Here is a 20014-nt window from a genome sequence, read left to right on the forward strand (position 1 = left end):
TGCCGATCAGACGGAACTCGTGGCGACCGGCCCGCGGCCCGCCGCCGGATCCGGGCCACCGACGGAGCTGTACCGGCCGGTGCGCACCCGCGCGGCGCCGCTGGACGCGCCGCCGCCGCGTCCCGACATCCGCCGCCGCAGGCTGCGTGGCCGCATATCGGTCCAGGTCAGCTCGATGCTGTCCAGGCAGTGCTGCCGGGATCCGGTGACGGAGGTGTCGAACCAGCCGAGCGCGTTGGGCCGCCCGTGCGGCCACACCGAGAACTGCTGTTCCTGGTTGACGACCACCTTGAACCGATCCGGCGCGCCCGGGTCGGTCAGCGACGGCACCGCCTGCCCGGCGGCTGCCCCGGTCGGCCGGCGGCCGGAACCAGCATGGAACGGGCAGGAATCGGCGACCGAGGCGTCGTCACGCAGGAAATACTGCTTCCATTCCCGGTTGGCCGGGTCGCCGTACGAGCCCAGCAGCGGCGTCGAATCGACCTCGTCCATCCGGGCGAGGCGCTCGCGAATGATTTTTCGCGCGGCCGCGCCCCGCGGACTGGTCGGCTCCAGTCCGGTGAAGACCCAGCGAGGCTGGAACGTGATGGTGAAGACCGGGTTGCTGCGGCTGCGCAGCCGCCGATGCGCCGGCGTGTTGCAGACGACGAAAATCGGGGTGCCGCGGAAGCTGAACTCCCAGCCGGGATCGTCGGTGTCGGTCGGGATGTCCGACGGCCAGGGCTCGCCGTCGCTGTCGTGCAGGTAGCGCAGTATCGACCAGAATCGCTGTTCGTAGGAGAGGACGTCGTCGGTCTGCTGCCCCGCCGTCCCGCCACCGGATCCGAAGAACACGACCAGGGACGTGTCCCGCGATATCGACTGGTAGACCGCCAGATAGGTGGCCAGGATGTCCGGCAGGACGGACCAGGTCCGTTCGTCGCGCAGGTCCTCGACGAAACCGAACCGCAGCCCGCCCTTGTGGGCCGCGGCCACCGCGAAGACGCAGGGGAAGGGCTCGGTGTCGGACCGCAGCGTCGCCATGATGTCCCGTGCGCAGACGGCGCCCCAGCCCGGCATCGGGCCGATGGCCAGGTCCAGGATCTCCTCGCGGAATGCGTCGGTAGCGCCGGCCGTACTCAGCCCACCGGCTTTCGGCGTGTCTCGCACTGTTGTTTCTCTCTTTGCTCAGCCGCGGGCCGATCCCAACCCGCGGTCGTGGTGTGAACTCAGTTCGAGCCGGCCGAAGCGACTAACGGAGATTGGGGTTTTGCGGCTTCGGTGTGCCGTCCCCGGGAGGCGGCACGGCTTCGGGATGGCGGCGCGTCGGCGCGGATGCGGATGGCCATGCGGGTCCGCCCGCGTCACCGCCGGACGGCGCTAGCCGAGACGGCGGCGCAGCTCCCGCTTGTCAATCTTTCCGACGGGGGTGAGCGGTATCGTCTCGGCGACTGTGAGCAGGTCGGGAAGCATGAAGCGGGCCAGCCCGCGCTCGCGCAGGTACGCCTTGACGGCCTTCAGGGTCAGCGTCGCCCCGGGCGTCAGGACGACCACCGCGCGGACGCTCTCGCCGACCTGCTCGTCCGCCGCCGCCACGACGGCCGCCTCGGCGATGGCGGGGTGGCCGAGCAGGTGCTCCTCGAGTTCGGTGGCGGAGACGTTCTCCCCGCCCCGGTTGATCACATCCTTGATCCGGCCCTCGACGACCAGGTTGCCGCTCGCCGTGAGCCGGACCAGGTCTCCGGTGCGGTAGAAGCCGTCCGGGCTGAACGCGGTCGCGTTGTGTTCGGCGGCCCGGTAGTAGCCCCGCACCGTGTAGGGGCCGCGGGTCCACAGTTCGCCGATCTCGCCGGGCGCCACGTCGGCACCGCCGCGGTCGACGATCCGGATCTCGTCGGCCGGCGCGAGCGGGCGGCCCTGGGTGGTGAAGGCGAGCTCGGCGTCCTCGTCCGGACGGGTGTAGTTGAGCAGCCCCTCGGCCATGCCGAAGACCTGCTGGACCCCCGGGCCGAGGACCGTCGGGATGCGCCGGGCCAGCTCGGCGTCCAGCCGGGCGCCCCCGACCTGGAGCAGGCGCAGGCTGGTGGTGTCCGGCTTCTCCCATCCGGCGGCGTCGACCAGGATTCGGGCGAGTGCCGGGACGAGGGCGGTCACCGTCACCCGTTCCCGGGCGACGAGCTCGAAGACGATCTCGGGGCTGGGAGACGGCGCCAGGACCACCGTCGCGCCGACCCCGAGCGCCCCCAGGATGCCCGGACAGGCCAGCGGGAAGTTGTGCGCGGCGGGCAGCGCCGCCAGGTAGACGTCCTCGTTGGTCAGCCCGCACAGCCGGGCGCTGGCCTGCGCGTTGTACGCGTAGTCCCAGTGGGTGCGCGGGATGAGCTTGGGCTTGCCGGTCGTGCCGCCCGAGATGAGCAGCACCGCGACGCCGGCCGGATCAGGGGCCGGTGGGACGGGTGGCGGCGCCGCCGCGGCCCGGGCGTCCGCGCCGGCCGCCGCGACCGCGTCGATGCCGGTGAAGGGACCGGCCTCGCCGGCCACCAGCACGTGACGCACCGACGGGACCGCGGCGACGATCTCCCGGGCCAGCGCACGGTGGTCGAAGCCCTCGTGGGTGTCCGGGATGGCGTAGGCGAGGGCGCCGGACAGTCGGGCCAGGTACTCGATCTCGACCCGGCGGTGCGCGGGCAGCGCGAGCACCGGGATCGCGCCCAGCCTGAGCAGCGCGAACAGCAGCGTCACGAACTCGACGCGGTTGGGCAACTGGACCAGGACGCGGTCGCCCGGGGCGAGGCCGAGTCGGTCGAGGCCGACGACCAGGTCGTCGACGACCAGGTCGAGGTCGGCGTAGGAGAGCCGGACCGGGCGGGACCGCGGACCGGCCACGACGGCGGTGGTGGAGCCGAACCGCTCGGCCCAGGCCCGCAGCCGGTCGCCGAGCGGGCCGCCCCGCCAGTAGCCCTCGTCCGCGTAGCGGCGGGCGAACTCGTCCGGCCAACGGACCCAGCCGTCCGCCTCGCCCGCCTCGGCCGGCGGATCGGTGACCAGCGGGACGCTCACCGTTCGGTCCCAGCCGTGCTGGCGGTTTCGGGCGTGCCGGCGGTTTCGGGCGTGCCGGCGGTGTCGAGCGTGCCGGCGGTGTCGGGCGCGCCGGCAGTGTCGAGCGTGCTGGCGGGGCCGGATAGCTCGACCGGGTCGAGCAGCCGCGCCTCGATCTCGTCGTCGGAGAGGCCGGCGATCTCCCAGGCGATCGCCGCGACGCGATCGAGCCGCCCGGGGATGGGCTCGGCCGCGCGCATGGCCCGCGCGAGCGCGGCGACCGTCGGCGCGCCGAACAGCATCCGGACCGTCACCTCGCCGGTGTCGAGCTCGTCGCGCAGCCGGGCCACCATGGCGGTGGCGAGCACGGAGTCGCCGCCGAGGGCGAAGAACTCGTCGGTGACCCCGAACCCTCCGGAGACCCCGAACTCCCCGGCGGCACCGACCGTGTCCGCGGCACCGACCGTGTCGACAGCACCGACCGTGTCGACAGCACCGACCGTGTCGCGATGCAGCACCTCCTGCCAGACCGAGAGGATCATCCGTTCCAGGTCCGATGTCGGCGCGGTGGCGGCCGGCCGGGCTCCGTCCAGATCGCCCTCGAGCAGGGCTCCGACCGCCTTACGGTCGATCTTCCCGTTGGCGCTCAGCGGGAGTTCGGCCACCGCGACGACCCGGTCGGGCACCATGTGCGGTGGCAGGACGGCCCGCAGGGCGGCCCGGACCGTCGCCGGGTCCGCCTGGTCGGCCGGGTTCGGTGGATCCTCCCCCGCGGCCAGGACGACGACCGCGCCGAGCGAGCTCGCACGTCCGTCCGCGCCGCCCGTCAGAGCGGCCACCCCGGCCCGGACGCCGGGCACCGACGCGAGCGCCGCCTCGATCTCCCCCAGTTCCACCCGGAAGCCTCTGATCTTGACCTGGTGGTCGCGGCGGCCCAGGAACTCGACGGTTCCGTCCGGGAGGTAGCGGGCGAGGTCGCCGGTGCGGTACCACCGTTCGCCCGCGTGGCTGACGAACCGGTCGGCCGTGCGCTCCGGGTCGCCGCGGTAGCCGCGGGCGACGCCGGCCCCGCCGATCCACAGCTCGCCGGCGACGTGGTCGGGGCAGTCGCGGCCCAGGGCGTCGACCACGCGAAGCCGGACGCCTCGCAGCGGGGTGCCGTAGGGCACCGAGAACCATTCGGGCGGCACCGGCCCACCCCCGACGACCTCGCACACGGTGGAGTGGATGGCCGTCTCGGTGGTGCCGCCGAGCCCGAGAAACCGGCAGCCGGCAACGGCCGCCTCGAGCCGGCCGGGCAGGTCGACCCCGACCCGGTCGCCGCCCAGGAGCACCGCGCGCAGGCTGGTGCCCAGCGACGCCCCGGTGGCCAGGACCAGGTCCAGCACCGCGGGCACGCAGTTGAGGATCGTGACTCGGTGGGAGGCGATGAGCTCGGCCCAGCGGGCGGCCTCGCGCCGGGACTCCTCGTCCACGAGCACCACCGCGCCGCCGGACGACAGCGGGGCGAAGAGATCGAAGACCGACAGGTCGAAGTCGAGGGCCGACACGGCCAGCGTCCGGTCGCCTGGGCCGAGGCCGAGCCGGTCGATCAGGTCGTCGATGGTGTTCATCGCGGCCCGGTGGCTGACCTCGACGCCCTTGGGCTGACCGGTCGAGCCCGAGGTGAACAGCACGTAGGCCGGCTCGTCCAGGCGGGCGGGATCGTCGGCCGCGCGCAGCGTGAGCGCCCCCGCCGGGACGGCCGCGCCGGCGGCGAGCGCGTCGTCGAGGCTGAGCGGCCGGACGCCGGCCGGCCAGTCCGGCCCGGGCGGTGCCGAGGACGAATCCGAATCCGCGGGCGAGACCGAATCCGCGGGCGAGGCTGAATGCCCGGGCGAGACTGAATCCGCGGGCGAGGCTGAATGCCCGGGCGAGACTGAATGCCCGGGCGAGGCTGAATCCGCGGGCGAGACTGTGGCCGGCGCGGTGATGACCGTACTGAAGCCGGCGGTGTCGGCGATCCGCGCGACCCGGGTCGCCGGCTGGTCCACTCCGATCGGCACGTAGGTCGCCCCGGCCGCCAGCACCCCGAGGACGGCGACGACCTGCTCCGGCCCCTTCGGCAGGCTGACGCCGACCAGGTCGCCCGGCCGGACGCCCCGCGCGACCAGCGCGCCGGCCACCGCCGTCGCCTGCCCGGCCAGCTCGCCGTAGGACAGCGAGCGGCGTACCGGCGACTGCCCGCCGCCGGCCGGTGCGTCCCACAGCAGGGCGGGCGCGTCCGGGTGGCGCGCCGCCGCGAAGAACCCCTCGTGGAGCAGGCGGGTGGACACCGGCCCCGCGGTCGCGTTGGCCTGGCGCCGCACCGCCCTCGTCGACGAGGCGACCAGCCCGTCGACGGGCCGGTCCCAGGCGACGCCGTGCGTGCCGGTCGCCGCGCTCACGTCGGCCGGGTCGGGGCCGGCATGGTCGGGGCCGGCATGGTCGGGGCCGGCCAGGCCGCGCACGAGCCGTTCGAAGGCGCTGAACATCGCGTCGACGACGCCGGGTGCGAAGGTGTCCTCGCGGACGTCCCAGTTGACCAGCATGCCCCCGTCGAGCTCGGTGACCTGGGCGTCCAGCAGGACCTGCGGGCCCTGCGAGATGATCCACACCGGCTCGCCGAACTCCCGGCGCACCGAGGCGTCGAACAGCTCGCCGAGGCCGAGCGCGCTGGTGAACACGACCGGCGCGAGCACCGGTTCGCCGCGCAGGCGGCCCAGGTCACGCAGCACCTCGACGCCGGAGTAGTCGGCGTGGGCGGCGTCGGCGTGCAGCCGGGTCTGAATCCGGCGGGCCCGCTCGACGAACGGGATGCTGTCGGTCAGGTCGATCTCCAGCAGCACCGAGCTGGTGAAGTCGCCGACGATCCCGTTGACGTCGGGGTGGATCGGCTCACGGTCGAACAGCGGGACGTTGAGCAGGAACCGCGGCTGCGCGCTCCAGCCGCCGAGCACCTCGGCGAACGCGGTCGCGACGGCCATCGCCGGGGTGATGCCGTGCCGGTGGGCGGCCCGGCCGAGGGCGGCACGGGCCGAGGGCGGCAACCGGAAGTGCCGCCGGGCCACCCGGGGCGGTCCTCCCGGCCCGCCGGCGGCGCCCGGCTGCGGCGTCAGCGGGAGCTGGGGTGCCAGCGGGAGCTGGGGCGCCCCGGGCAGGCCGGGCAGGCGGTCGCGCCAGGCCCGCCGGGCCTGCTCGGCCGCCGCGCGGGAGTCGACGTCGCGCTCCGCGCGGTAGCGGCGGTAGGTGTAGGCCGGCGCCGGCGCGACCTCGTCCGGGCGCCCGTACTCCTCGGCCAGGTCGGCCAGCAGGACGCGGTAGCTGACCGCGTCGGCGGCGACCATGTCGACGTCGAGGTGGAACCGGGCCGTGCCGTCGGGCCGCACGCTCAGCGCGGTCGAGAAGACCTCGCCCCGTTCGATGCCGAGCATCTGGTGGGACAGCCGGTCGCGGACCGCGGCCAGGTGCGCCGCGACCCCGTCGGAGTCCAGCGCGCGCAGGTCGTGCACGGTCAGACCGCGCCAGCCCGACCGCGCCTCGACGACCTGACCGCCGTTGTCGGTGATCCGGGTCCGCAGCGCCTCGTGCCGCTCGACGAGACGCTCGATCGCGGCGGTCAGCCGGGCCGGCTCGAGCCCGCTCCCGTCGAACTCCGTGTAGAGGTGGGCGGCGACGCCGCCGTAGGTCTGCCCGTCGCCGCGCCCGATCCAGTAGGCATGCTGCATGAGCGCCAGCGGGAACTCGGCGCCGGCCGCCCCGGTGCCGTCCACCTCGGCACCGACCGCCTCGACGCCGGCTACCTCGACGCCGGCTACCTCGGACCCGGCCGCGCCGGCCAGCAGCTTGAACCAGCCGTCCACGGTCGGGTTCTCGGCCAGCTCCGCGAAGTTGACCTCAATGCCGGCCCGCCGCCATTCCCCGACCGCGCGGATGAGCGCGATCGACTCCAGGCCCCGCTCGAAGAGGTTGTCGTCGTCGGCGAGCTCGGCCGGATCCTCCTCGATCAGCTCGGCGGCGATGCGCCGGAGCCGCTCGAGATCGTCGACCGCGGCCGGGTCGGCGGGCGCCGACGCCGGGACCGGGGCCGGCTGGGCCGGTACGAGGAAGCGGCTGACGCTACGCAGCTTCTCCTTCGTCTCCGTCAGCTCCCGCTCCGGGCGCGACGCCCCGACGACACCGGCCCCGGCCCGCAGCCAGGTCCGGCCGTCGCGCTGGAACGCCGCGCGCAGGACGAGGGCGGCGTCGAGGGCGCCGTCCGAGCTCGCGCTGATCACGGCACCGCTGTAGAGGCCGCGCGGGGACGACTCGTAGCGCCGGATCGCCGCGCAGGCGGCGTCCTTCGGCACCCCGCTGGCGGTGACGGACGGGAAGACGGCCCCCAGCGCGTCCCAGGCGTCCCGGCCGGGCGCGAGCCGGCCGCTGACCCGCGAGGCCAGGTGCTGCACGCTGCCCCGCTCGAGGACATTCATGAACTCGTCGACGACCAGCGTGCCCGGCGCGCACAGCGGCCGGAGCTCCTCCTGGGCCACCTGCACCGACACCGCGTGCTCGTAGATCTCCTTCGGGTCGCGCAGCAGTGCCTCCCGCCGGGCCCGGTCGCCGCCCGGACCGTCGGACCCGGCACCACCGTCGAACGCCGTCGTGCCGGCCAGCGGCTGGGTGGAGACCCGGCCGTCGGCGCCGACCTCGACGACGGTCTCCGGGCTGAACCCGATCGCGCGCACGCCGTCCAGATCGAGCAGGAAGGAACGGGCCGGCGTGTTGCCACGCCGCCCCCGCTCGTAGGTCGCCACCAGGTCGATCTCGCCCTCGACGGGGACGACCCGGGAGAGGATCACCTTGCGCAACCGCCCGGCCTGGATGTCCTCGACGGCCCCGGCCACGATCCGCCGGTAGTCGTCGGCGCCATGGTCGAGGTCGGCCAGCGGCCGGGACTGGCCCGGCTCCGCGGCGGACGGACCGCCGATGGTGTCGGCCAGCGGGTCGAGGTCGGCCGCCTCGGCCGCGCGCAGCAGCGCGCCGTGGGCCGACAGCCGCGCCTCGCGGGCCGGGATGACCAGGTGGACGAGCGGGTCGGGGCCGACCGGCCCGGGCAGCCCGAGCGCCCGGGGTCCGAGCTCGAAGCCGGCCCAGCCGCACGCCCGCCAGTCGGCGACCGGCAGGCCTGCCAGGACGCGGGCCAAGACGCGCAGCGGAGCGCCGTCGACCGCCTCGACCCGCCAGTCCCCGCCCGCGCGGTACCGGATCTCGGCCCAGTACAGGACGATCTCGGCCAGGACCCCCGAGCCGCACAGCCAGGCGCCGTCCCGCTCGTAGACGCTCACCGGCGCCGCGGCATGGCGGGCGAACCGCGCCGCCGCGGCCAGCGGATCACCGGCGAGCGGCACCGTCCGTTCGTGGTAGACCACCGGCGCAGTCATCGGGATGCGCCGGTGTCGACACCGTCGCGACCGACACCCGCGCGACCGACACCCGCGCGACCGACACCGTCGCGACCACCCCGGGTGGCCAACGCATCCGTCCCCGGCGCACCGGCGGCCGCGCGATCGGCCGCCATCTGGGTGATCAGGCTCGCCGGGCGCAGGTCCATCCAGTGGGCCTCGACGTACTCCAGGCAGGACGACCGGCTGGCGGCTCCGTACACGCTCGTCCATCCAGCCGGCACGGGCGCGAATGTCGGCCACAGCGAGTGCTGACCCTCGGCGTTGGTCAGGACGAAGAAGCTGCCCTTGTCGTCATCGAACGGGTTGGTCGACATGAGGTGCCGTCTCCTTGGATCTCAGCCCGCGACGTCGTCGCCGTCATATTAAGTAAGGTTTACCTAAAAATGTCTCGCTCGTCTACCCCCCGCCAGCCGCCGAAATTCCCACGTTCTCGGCGCGCGCAGGCCGGATCAGGCCCGGCGTAGCTCCCCGCTGAGCAGCCAGATCAGGTAGAGACCGCCGATCGCGCCGGTGCTGAGCCCGACGGGCAGCTGGATCGAGTGCGGCAGCCGCTGCCCGGCGAAGTCGGCGGCCGCCATGATCAGCGCGCCCGTCAGCGCGGCGGGTAGCAGGGACGTCGTCCCCGCCCGCACCAGCCGACGCGCGATCTGCGGCGCGGCCAGCGCCACGAAGGAGATCGGACCCGCCGCCGCCGTGGCCACCGCGGTCAGGGCCACCCCGCAGACCACCAGCGACAGGCGCACCCGCTCGACCGGGACCCCCAGCGCGAGCGCGAGATCGTCCCCCAGCTCCACGATCTCGATCCGGCGGGCGAGGAGCAGGGTGATCGGCAGCAGGACGGCCAGCGCCGCCCACAGCGGCCAGGCATACTGCCAGCTCCGGCCGTTGAGGCTGCCGACCAGCCAGCGCTGGGCCTCCTGCGCGGCGTCGAGCGAGGATCGGCTGAGCAGGTAGGAGTTCACCGCCTCGGCGACCGCGGACACCCCGATGCCGACGAGGATCAGCCGGGTCCCCTGCATCCCGCGGCGGTAGGCGAGGGCGTACACGACGAACGCCGTCACGAGCCCGCCGAGGATCGCGCCGGCCGGGGTGCCGATCGGACTGCCGGGGAAGACCAGGATGACCAGGAGCGCACCGGTCGCCGACCCCGTGGTGAAGCCGATGATGTCGGGGCTGCCGAGCGGGTTGCGGGACAGGCTCTGGAAGAGCGCTCCGGCCACGCCGAGCGCGGCGCCCACCCCGATGCCGATCACCAGCCGGGGCAGCCGGAACCTCGTCACGATGATCTCGACGCCCGGTGGGCCCGTACCGAACAGGGTGCGCAGAACCTCGCCCGCCGTCGCCGGGTACTCGCCGGTCATCAACGTCCAGATGCCGATGAGCGCCACCAGCGCCGCCAGCACGGCGCCGACCACGACGGCGCGTGGGCGGACCCGGATCGAGACGCGGTCGGACAGCAGCCGCACGGCCAGCCACGGAACGGGCCGCCCCGGCGATCGGGGGTCGGCGACGGCCGTCGGCGTGCTCCTCACGCTCCTCACGCTTCTCACGCTTCTCACAGCGCCACGGTCCGACGGCGACACAGAGCGATGAGGACCGGGGCTCCGACGAGGGCCGTGACGATCCCCGCCTCCAGCTCGCTCGGCGCGACGACGACCCGGCCGGTCACGTCGGCCAGCAGCACCAGGCTGGGCGCCAGCACCGCCGAGTAGGCCAGCACCCAGCGGTTGTCCGGCCCGGTGACCAGGCGGGCGGCGTGCGGCACGGCGAGTCCCACGAACCCGATCGGCCCCGCGATCGCGGTGGCCGCCCCGGAGGTCAGCGTCACCGCGAGGGCGGCGACGGCCCGGACGGTCCCGATCCGGACGCCCAACGCCCGCCCGGTCTCCTCCCCCAGCGCCAGCGCGTTGAGGCTCGAGCCGAGGCCGAGTGCCAGCAGCGCGCCGACCACGGCGAAGGGGCCCACCTCCCAGACGATGGTCATCGGCCGGCCCGCGAGCGACCCGACGGCCCAGAACCGGTAGCGGTCGAACGCCTGCCCGTCGATCAGGAGGATGGACCCGATGAAGGCGGTCAGCGCGGCGGTGACCGCGGCGCCGGCCAGCACCATGCGCTCGGGCGACGCGGCCCGGCCGAGCGAACCGAGCGTGTGGACCACCACGGCGGTCACCGCGGTGCCCGCCAGCGCGAACCAGACGTAGCCGGCCGGGGTGGAGACCCCCAGCATCGAGATGGCGACGACGACCGCCGCCGAGGCGCCGGTCTCGAGGCCCAGCAGGCCCGGATCGCCCAGCGGGTTGCGGGTCAGCCCCTGGATGACCGCACCGCCCAGGCCCAGCGCGAGGCCGACCAGCACGCCGAGCACCGTGCGCGGCAGCCGCAGCTCGCGCACGATGAACGCGTCGTCGCTGCCGTCGTCGTGGCCGAGCGCATGCCAGACGGTGCCCAGGTCGATCTGCTTGGCACCCACGGCGAGACTGAGCGCGACGGCGCACGCGAGGACGCCCAGCGCCACGACGAGCCCGACGCCGCGTACGAGGGGACGATGCCGCTCGGCGTCGCCGCCGGCCCGGGCGCCCCGCTCCACGGTCGGGGTCAGCATCGGTGCGCCGACCAGGTTCGCCAGAGCTGGGCGTACCTGCCGGACGCGGCCAGCAGGTCCTCGTGCGAACCCCGCTCGACGACGTGGCCGTCGTCGAGGACGAGGATCAGGTCGGCGTCGGCGGCCTGGCTGAGCCGGTGCGCCACGACGATCGAGGTGCGGCCGGCCAGCACCCGGTGGGCGGCCGCCTCCAACAGCCGGGCGCCGCTGCTGCCCGCCTCCGCCGTGGCCTCGTCCAGGATCGCCACCGGCGGGTCCGCCAGGTGCAGGCGGGCCAGGGCGAGGTGCTGTGCCCGCGCCGGGTCGAGTTCCAGGCCGCCGTCACCGACGACGGTGTCGAGCCCGTCCGGCAGGGCGGCCACCCAGTCGGCCGCACCGGCGGCGGCCAGCGCGCCCCACAGCTCCGTCTTGGTCGCCTCGGGCGCGGCGAGCCGGAGGTCCTCCGCGAGGGTGCCGGCGAAGACGTGGACCTCCTGGGTGACCAGGACGACGGTCGCGCGCAGGATGAGGGGGTCCGTCCGCGGGCCCGGGGCGCCGCCGACCAGGATCGTTCCGGCGGTCGGCGGGTGCACCCCGGCCAGCAGCTTGGCCAGCGTGGTCTTCCCGCCGCCGCTGCCCCCGACCAGCGCCACCGACCCGCCAGCCGGGACGTCGAAGCTCACGCCGTGCAGCACCTCCTGACCGGGCACGTAGGCGTAACGCAGGTCACGCACCGCCAGCGAGCCGTCGGCGGGTACCGCGACCGGCTCCGCCGGGTCCGCCGGGCGGGGTGGCGCCGGCAGGTCGGTCACCCCGACGATCCGGGACAGGCTCGCGGTGGCGGACTGCAGGGTGTCGAGGAGGAACAGCGCCGAGTTCACCGGCCCGAACAGGTTCGCGAAATACAGCGCCGCGGCGCTGGCCGCCCCGATGGTCACCGCGCCGTCGTCGACGAGCAGGAACCCGGTGATCAGGACGGCGCACAGCCCCACCGCCTCGGCGATGTTCAGCCGGCCGAAGAAGCGGGTGTGCAGGCGGGTGAGCGCGACGGTCGCCTCGATGCTGCGGTCGATCCGGCGTCCCACGTGGTCGACGTGCGTGCCGGCCAGGCCGAACGCGCGGACGGTGGCCGCCCCACCGAAGGTCTCCAGCAACTGCTGCTGCTCCCCGCCCACCGCCCGGCGTCGCTCGTCGTAGATCGGGCCCGACCGCCGCACGTACCACCGCGCGGTCAGGGCCTGGATGGGCAGCGCGACCAGCGCGGCGACGGCGAAACGCCAGTCGAGCGCGGTGAGGCCGGCCAGGGTGAGGGCGATGATCAGCGCCGACTGGACGAACTCCGGGACGGCACCGCGGACGGCCTCGCTGACCATCGCGATGTCCTCGGTGATGCGCGAGGTCAGGTCACCCGAACCGCCCCGCTCGATGCGCTCCAGCGGCAGATCGAGCGCGCGGTCGACGAACGTCTCCCGGGTCGTCGCCAGGACCTCCTCGCCGAGACGGGCGACCGACGCCATCCCCGCGTAGGCCAACGCCCCCTGCCCGATCGCCGCCCCGGCCAGCAGCAGCACCGGCCTGGTCAGACCGGACGCGTCGCCGTCGGCGGCGAGGTCGACGATCCGCCCGAGCAGTGGCGCCGCCGCCAGGCTGCATGCCGCCGCGGCGAGCAGACAGGCGGCGGCCCACGCCGCCCGGGCCCGGTGCGCGGCCAGCAGCACGCGCACCGCGGACCGGGTGGTGCGCGCGTCGGCGACCGGCAGCAGCCCGGCGACCGGCAGGAGCCCGGCGTCCGGCAGGAGCCCGGCGTCCGGCAGGAGCCCGCCGGTGGGCACACGCCCGGCGTCCGCGGGAGTGCTCATGCCAGCACCAGCTCACGGTAGGCGGTGTTGGCGTGCACCAGGGTGTCGTGACTGCCGTCGGCGCCGACCCGCCCGCCCTCGACGAACACCACCCGGTCGGCCACGGCCAGCAGCCCCGGGCTGCTGGTGACGATCACGGTGGTGCGCCCGGCCCGCAGCGCGCGCAGGCCGGCGCCGATCTCCGTCTCGGTGACCGTGTCCACCGCGGTCGTCGGATCGTGCAGGACGAGCACCGGCGGGTCGGCGTGCAGCGCCCGGGCCAGCGCGACGCGCTGGCGCTGGCCGCCCGACAACGACCGGCCCCGCTCGGCGACGGGCGTGTCCAGACCGGCCGAGAGGACGGCGGTCATCTGGTCGACCCGGGCGGCGCGCACCGCGCGGGACAGGTCGCCGGGACGGCCCGCGACGATGTTCTCCCGCACCGTCCCCTCGAACAGGCTCGCGTCGTGCGGGGACACCAGGACGGTTTGGCGCAGCGCGCTCGGCGCCAGCGCCGTGAACGGCGTCCCGTCGAGCAGGATCCGGCCGTCGGGCGGGTCCGCCTCGCGGGCGAGATAACGCACGAGGGCGGTGGCGGCGGCCGGGTCGGAGCAGACCAGGCAGACCAGCTCGCCGGCCTCGACGGTGATGGTGACGCCGTCGAGGCCGCCGCCGCGCACCTCCGACAGGGTGATCTCGCCGGTGATCGACGGATCGAGGCCCGCCTGCCCGCGTGGGATGGCCGGCGCGGCGTCCAGTACTCCGCCGATCCGCGCCGCGGACGCGCGGCCGGCGGCCAGCACCGCGATGATCTCGCCGAACGTGCTCAGCGGCGTCAGCAGGAACTGGGCGAGTCCCACCGCGGACACGAGCTGACCGACGGAGATCTCGTCTGCCGCCGCGAGCCTGCCGCCGACCAGCGCGACCAGCGCGAGGAACAGCCCGGTCACCGCGGAGAGCGCCCCGGAGTGCCCGGCCTCGGCGCGGGTGGTCGGCAGCGTCGCGGCCAGCGAGTCGCGGCTGACGGCCCGGTAACGGGCCCGCCCGGCCTGCTCGGCGCGGATCCCCTTGAGGACCCGAACGCCGCGGACCAGGTCGACGGCGACGCCCGCCGCCCGCGCGGCGCTGTCCTGCTGCACCTGCGCCCGGCGTTCCAGTGGGATGCTCAGCCACCGCGCCACCAGCAGCAGGACGGGCGTGCCGAGCAGCACGAGCAGGCCGAGTGGCACCGAGACGACCAGCAGCGCGACGCTGGCGACCCCGATGCCCACCACCGCGGCGACGCCGTGCGGCAGCAGGAAGTTCACCCTCGTCGTGCGCCGGACGTCCGCGGTGGCGACGCTCACCAGCGCGCCCGCGGGCAGGTCCGTCCGGGCGGTGCCGCGGTCGTCGAGGACCCGCGCCGTGACGGCCAGGCGCAGGTCCCGGTCGGCCCGGACGCCGCCGAGCAGCGCGACGCGCATCCCGAACCGCCAGCACAGCGACAGCACGGCGAAGTCCACGAGCAGCACGGCCAGCCAGAGCAGCAGCCGGGCCCCGTCCCCGGTGGCGGTGGCCTGGTCGATGGCCACGCCGATGAGGACGGGGACCAGCGCCTCGCCGCTCTGGTAGCCGATGAACAGCGTCGCGGCGGCCACGATCCGGGGGCGGTGCGCGAGCATCGAGCGGCGCAGCACGGCGGGGGTCATCGGGCGCCGGTGGACGGCTCGGCCATCGCGACCGCGATCCGGCGCGGGCCCGTGTAGGGCTCCCGGCCATGCGCGACGGACATGTTGTCGACCACGAGCAGGTCGTCACGCTCGTAGTCGAAGCGCACGGACGCGGCCCGATAGCACTGCCGAAGGTGCGCGACGACGTCGTCCGGGATCACCCCGCCGTCGCCGTAACGGGAGTTGTTGGGGAAGCCGTCCGGCCCGTAGGCGTCGAGCAGCACCTCGCGGACGTCCGCGGGCAGGCTGCTCTCGTGGAAGATGACGACGTGGTTGAACCACACCGGCAGGCCCGTGACCGGATGGCGGTGCACCGCGTCGCGGACCGCGGTGGTCCGCAGCCCGTCGGCGCCGATCCACGTCGGCGTCAGCCCGCCGCGGGCGCACAGCCGCTCTACCTCCGCGCGACTGTCGGTGTCGAAGGCGGTCCGCCACCGCAGGCCGACGTCGTCGCCGTAGGTGCGCACGGCCATCCAGCGGCGACGCTCGAACTCCACGCGGACGTCCGGGTCGATCATCTCGTGCACCGCGCGCACCGAGGCCAGCGGCGTCGCGCCCTGGGTCAGCGCCGGCTCGACGCAGTGGAAGAACAGGGTCAGCGGCCAGGTCGCCTGGTAGGACATCTCGTTGTGCAGCGGGATCTCCGCGGCCGGCGGGTAGTCCGTCGAGGTGTAGACGTTGCCCTTGATCACGCTGCGGGGTGAGGACTGTTCGGTGTACGGCAGCGGCGCGCCGGACAGCGCCCGCACCGCCTCCTCCAGCCCCTCGGCCCCGCCGACGTCGAACCCGCGCAGCAGGACCGCCCCACGGACGGCGAGGTGTTCCCGCAGCCGTTCCCGGTCGCGGCGCAGCAGGTCGGCGACGGCCCCTTCGCCCTCGACGACCAGGGGAAGCCCGGTGGAGCCGGGACCGCCCGCCGGCCAGCCGATCGCGTCCGTCATGGCGGGTTCGGCCCTTCTCGCTCGGCTGCACGGATCGTTCGTTCCGGTTGAGGGGAAGATCGTCATGAGCGCAGCGCGTCCGCGACGAGGGGGCCGACGGCCGGCAGCGCCGCCGGGGACAGCAGGTCCTCGTGGGCGACGTCCACGGCGTGGATGCGCAGCCCGCCGGCGACGTACGGCGCCCAGTCCGTCGGGTCGGCCGGTGTCCCACCGGGCTCGGGCAGGGCCCGGACGAACTCCACCCGCCCGCCGTACAACCTGGGCTTGACGCCGGTGTCGACCGACGCGACGGCCAGCAGACTGTGGGCCACCGCGCCGATCCGCCGCTCACCGGCGCCGGCGAGCAGGCTGCCGGTCCGCTCGGCGAGGGCGTGGGCGACGGCGGGGGTGACCTCGTCCGGGTGCAGGTCGTCGACCGGATGCCCGGAGCGTTGCAGCAGGGTGTGCAGAAAGCGGGAGACCGTGTTCACCGGCTCCGCGGGCGCGGGGTCATGCGGCTCGGGGCGGCCATCCGGCTCGGGGCAGCCGTCCAGTTCGGGTCGGCCGTCCAGTTCGGGGTAGCCGTCCAGCATGACGATCGACGGGACCTCGCGGCCGCGCGCTTCGAGCTCGCAGGCGACCGCGTGTGCCAGCACGGCGCCCAGGGACCAGCCCAGCAGGTGGATCGGTCCGCTGGGTTCCGCCGCGACGACGGCGTCGGCGTAGCGCGCGGCGATCGTGCGGACCGTGGGCGAGACGCCCGTGTCGATCTCGGTCGCCTGCAGGCCGTAGACCGCCCGCTGCGGGCCGAGGTAGCGCAGCAGCCCGGCGTAGGACCAGCTCAGGCCCAGTCCCGGAGGCACGCAGAACAGCGGGGCCGCAGTCGTGCCCCGGTCCCGGGAGGGCGGGCGTTGCAGCGGCAGGAGGGTGTCCAGGGCGGTGTCCGGCACCAGTTCCGCGGTCCCGTCGAGCCGGCCGGCGATGCCGGCGGGTGTGGGCGCGCGCAGGACCGCGCTCAGCGGCAGCTCGGCGGTCAGGTCCCGGCGGATGCGCACGACGAGGCGGGCGGCGAGCAGGGAGTGCCCGCCCAGGGCGAAGAACGAGTCGTCCGGGCCGACCTCCGGCAGGCCGAGGAGCTCGGCGAAGATCTCGCACAGCGCCCGTTCCGTGTCGTTCGCCGGGGCTCGGCCGGTGCCAGCGCCGCCGGTGAAGGACGGCGCGGGCAGGGCCCGGCGGTCGAGCTTGCCGTTCGGCGACGACGGGAACGCGTCGAGGACGACCACGGCCGCGGGCACCAGATAGTCCGGGAGCATCGCCGCGGCGGCAGCACGAAGCCGGTCGGGATCAAGCGGTCCCTCCCGGTCCTCCGCGGAAGCATCGCCGCGACCTGCCACGGAAGCGTCGCCCCGATCCGCCGCGGAAGCGTCACCGCGATCCGGGCCGGGACTCCCGCCGTGGCCGGTGACGTAGCCGACGAGACGGGTGATCCCGTTGTCGGTGCGGGCGACCACCACGGCCTGGCTCACCCCCGGCAGCCCACCCAGCACCGCCTCGACCTCACCGGGCTCCACCCGATAGCCACGAATCTTCACCTGCTCGTCCGCACGGCCCAAAAACTCCAACGTGCCCTCGGGCTGCCACCGCACCAGATCCCCCGTCCGGTACAACCGCCGGCCGTCCTCGAACGGATCCGCGATGAACCGCGACGCCGTCTCCGCAGGCCGGTCCGCATACCCGCGAGCCACACCCGCGCCACCCACGTAAAGTTCCCCAGCCACTCCTATCGGCACCGGTAGCAACGCACCATCCAACACGTACGTCTGCAATCCCGCGACCGGACGGCCAATATGCGGCCCCACCCCGGATTCCACCATCGTCCAGGTCGCATCCACGGTGCATTCCGTCGGCCCGTAGAAATTCAACCCCTGCACACCGTCAGCCGAACCCAGCGCCTCCCACAACCGGGAACCCACCGCCTCCGCGCCCGTCGCCACCACCGACGGCACCCACTCCCCCACCAGCAAACCGTCATCCACCAGCAACTCCAACAACGACGGCGGCACATCCACGAAATCAATCCGCTCCTCACGGACCACCCGCACAATCCCCGCCGCATCCCCCATCAACTCGTCCGGCAGCACATGCATCGCATGCCCCGCCAACATCCACACCAGCGGATCCAAAGACCCGTCAAACGCAAACGACAACACGTTCAACACCCGCAACCGCCGACCACCCAGCCGGCCCACCGCCGGCTCGATCACCGCCGCCCGATGCGCCAACGCCAGATTCACCAGACCCTCATGCGTACCCACCACCCCCTTCGGACGCCCCGTCGACCCCGACGTAAACACCACATACGCCGCCGACCCAGGCCCCACCGGCCCCGACAAAACCCCCGAACCCACAGCCGAACCCGAACCCGCAGGCGAACCCGAACCCGCATTCACATCCGAGACCGCACCCGCACCCGCATCCGACTCCGAGCCCGCACCCACCTCCGTACCCGAACCCGCAATCGCAACCGGATTCGTGTCCGGCCAGGAATCCGGATCGTCAACCAAAATCAGCCGACCCGAGAACCCCGCCTCCACCACCCGGTCCGCCACCACCGACGACGTCACCACCACCAGCGGATCCGCCTCCCCCAACACCACACCCACCCGCGACACCGGATGCACCGGATCCACCGGCACCACCACACCCCCCGCCTTCCACACCGCCACCATCACCACCACCACCTCCACACCCCGCGGCACCACCACCCCCACCCGCACCTCAGACCCCACCCCCACCCGCCGCAACACCGCCGCCAACCGCGAAGCAACCCCATCCACCTCACCAAACGACAACGACACACCCCCACACACCACCGCCACCTCACCACCACCAGCACCCACCACCCCATCCCACACACCCACCACCGACGAAAACGGAACCGGATGCTCCGGCGCCGCGTTCTGCGCCGCGAACCGCGGTGGTTCGGCGACGGCGAGCCGGGCGACGGGCAGGGCGTCGGGGGCTTCCACCATCGCCGCGAACACCTCGCCGAGCAGCTCGCCCACCTCGCGGGCGCGATGCGGGACGAGAAGCCCGGGCTGGTGCTCGAGTTCCAGCCGCAACTCGGCGCCGGGGTCGGCGACCAGCGTGAGGGGGTAGTGGGTCGCGTCCTCGGTCCGCGCCGCGGTGATCTCGACGCCGAGGGCCGCCCGGACCCGGTCGATCTCGGCGTTGTCGACGGGGTAGGACTCGACCACCACCAGGGTGTCGAACAGGGCCCCGAGCCCGGTCAACGCCTGGACCTCGGCGAGCCCGAGGTGATGGTGTTCCAGTGTCTCGCTCTGGGCCCGGTGCAGCCGTCCCAGCAGGGCGGTGACCGTCTCCGCCGCGTCCACCGTGACCCGCACGGGGACTGTGTTGATGAACAGGCCGACCATCGACTCCACCCCCGCGATCTCCGGCGGGCGGCCCGAGACCGTCGCGCCGAACACCACGTCACCCCGCCCGACGAACCGGCTCAGCGTGATCGCCCAGGCCGCCTGGACGACGGTGCTCAGCGTGACGCCGCTGTCGCGCGCCAGGCCCCGCAGGCGCCGCTGGACGTCCGCGGTGAGCGGGACCGGGATGTGGTCCGGCACCGCCGCCGTGCCGTCCCCGCCCGCAGCCCCGGCCCCGGCCCCGGCCTCGCCCGCGCTCCCGGCAGTAGGAGTGGGCGGGGCGGTGGCGGCCAGCAGCGTCGGCTCGGTCAGCCCGTCGAGGACCCGGCGCCAGACGGCCAGGGACGCGTCGCGGTCCCTGGCCGCAAGCCACGTCAGGTAGTCCCGGTAGGGCCGGGGCCGCGGGGCCGGCACCCCCGCGTAGAGGGAGAACAGATCTCTGAGCAGCAGGGGCGACGACCAGCCGTCCAGCAGGATGTGATGGCCGGTGATCACCAGCCGGTGTGCCCGCGGCCCCGTCCGGATGAGCAGGAAGCGGATCAGCGGCGGCGCGTCCATGACGAACGGCCGGGCCCGTTCCGCCGCCGCCAGTTCCCGCACCCCCGGACCGGAGCCGCCGGGAGCACCGGGGCCACCGGCCCCAGCCCCAGCGGCGGTCTGCGCGCCGATCCCAGCCCCGGCGTGGGCTTCGACTTCGGCCTCAGCTTCGACTTCGGCCTCGGCCTCGGCTTCGGCTTCGGCTTCGGCTTCGGTCCAGGGCACGTCGACCTGGCGCAGCACCACCTGCACCGCTCCGGTGGGGACGACGACGAAGGCCGTCCGCAGGTTGGCATGCCTGTCCACGAGGGCCTGCGCGGCGGCCCGCAGCCGCGCGGGGTCCAGCGCCCCGTCAAGTTCGAGGATCGTCTGGACGGTGTAGGCGGCGTCGTTGTCCGCCATCGCGTGGAAGAACAGACCTTCCTGCAGGGGCGCGAGGGGAAGGACCTCCTCGATGTTGGAGCGGTTCACGGGTACGCCATCTCTCCTCGAACGCGTGGAGCGGGCTC

10 protein-coding genes are annotated in these 20014 nt (G+C 74.3%); all 10 read right to left on the minus strand.

Annotated elements, in window-relative coordinates; all coding sequences use genetic code 11:
* Positions 1-6: 6 nt before the first annotated feature.
* The 10 genes from AC5R91_RS07140 to AC5R91_RS07185 all read right to left on the minus strand — a co-directional run bounded on the left by AC5R91_RS07140 (position 7) and on the right by AC5R91_RS07185 (position 19976).
* A complete protein-coding gene (locus AC5R91_RS07140; protein WP_495396356.1) occupies positions 7-1149 on the minus strand; it encodes a YqcI/YcgG family protein in 1143 nt (380 codons plus the stop codon).
* A gap of 210 nt (positions 1150-1359) precedes the next feature.
* The gene (locus tag AC5R91_RS07145) at positions 1360-3039 is read right to left on the minus strand and encodes a (2,3-dihydroxybenzoyl)adenylate synthase (RefSeq protein WP_495396357.1); all 1680 of its coding nucleotides are present in this window, start codon (positions 3037-3039) and stop codon (positions 1360-1362) included.
* Complete coding sequence (locus AC5R91_RS07150; protein WP_495396358.1) at positions 3036-8459, minus strand: salicylate synthase; 5424 nt, start codon at positions 8457-8459, stop codon at positions 3036-3038. The genes AC5R91_RS07145 and AC5R91_RS07150 overlap by 4 nt, the downstream gene beginning before the upstream one ends.
* Positions 8456-8797, minus strand: coding sequence for an MbtH family protein (locus AC5R91_RS07155; RefSeq protein WP_495396359.1), 342 nt, complete (start codon positions 8795-8797; stop codon positions 8456-8458). Before AC5R91_RS07155 ends, AC5R91_RS07150 begins: the two co-directional genes overlap by 4 nt.
* A 135-nt stretch (positions 8798-8932) precedes the next feature.
* Entirely contained in the window at positions 8933-10015 is a 1083-nt protein-coding gene (locus AC5R91_RS07160) for a FecCD family ABC transporter permease (protein ID WP_495396360.1), read from the minus strand.
* Between the two features lie 23 nt (positions 10016-10038).
* A complete protein-coding gene (locus tag AC5R91_RS07165; protein WP_495396361.1) occupies positions 10039-11085 on the minus strand; it encodes a FecCD family ABC transporter permease in 1047 nt (348 codons plus the stop codon).
* Positions 11079-12923, minus strand: a complete 1845-nt coding sequence (locus AC5R91_RS07170) for an ABC transporter ATP-binding protein (protein WP_495396362.1) — start codon at positions 12921-12923, stop codon at positions 11079-11081. The genes AC5R91_RS07165 and AC5R91_RS07170 overlap by 7 nt, the downstream gene beginning before the upstream one ends.
* Positions 12920-14590, minus strand: coding sequence for an ABC transporter ATP-binding protein (locus AC5R91_RS07175; RefSeq protein WP_495396363.1), 1671 nt, complete (start codon positions 14588-14590; stop codon positions 12920-12922). The genes AC5R91_RS07170 and AC5R91_RS07175 overlap by 4 nt, the downstream gene beginning before the upstream one ends.
* A complete protein-coding gene (locus AC5R91_RS07180; RefSeq protein WP_495396364.1) occupies positions 14587-15552 on the minus strand; it encodes a TauD/TfdA family dioxygenase in 966 nt (321 codons plus the stop codon). Before AC5R91_RS07180 ends, AC5R91_RS07175 begins: the two co-directional genes overlap by 4 nt.
* A 62-nt stretch (positions 15553-15614) precedes the next feature.
* A complete protein-coding gene (locus AC5R91_RS07185) occupies positions 15615-19976 on the minus strand; it encodes an amino acid adenylation domain-containing protein (RefSeq protein WP_495396365.1) in 4362 nt (1453 codons plus the stop codon).
* Positions 19977-20014 lie beyond the last annotated feature (38 nt).

This window comes from Frankia sp. BMG5.60 (assembly GCF_059428125.1).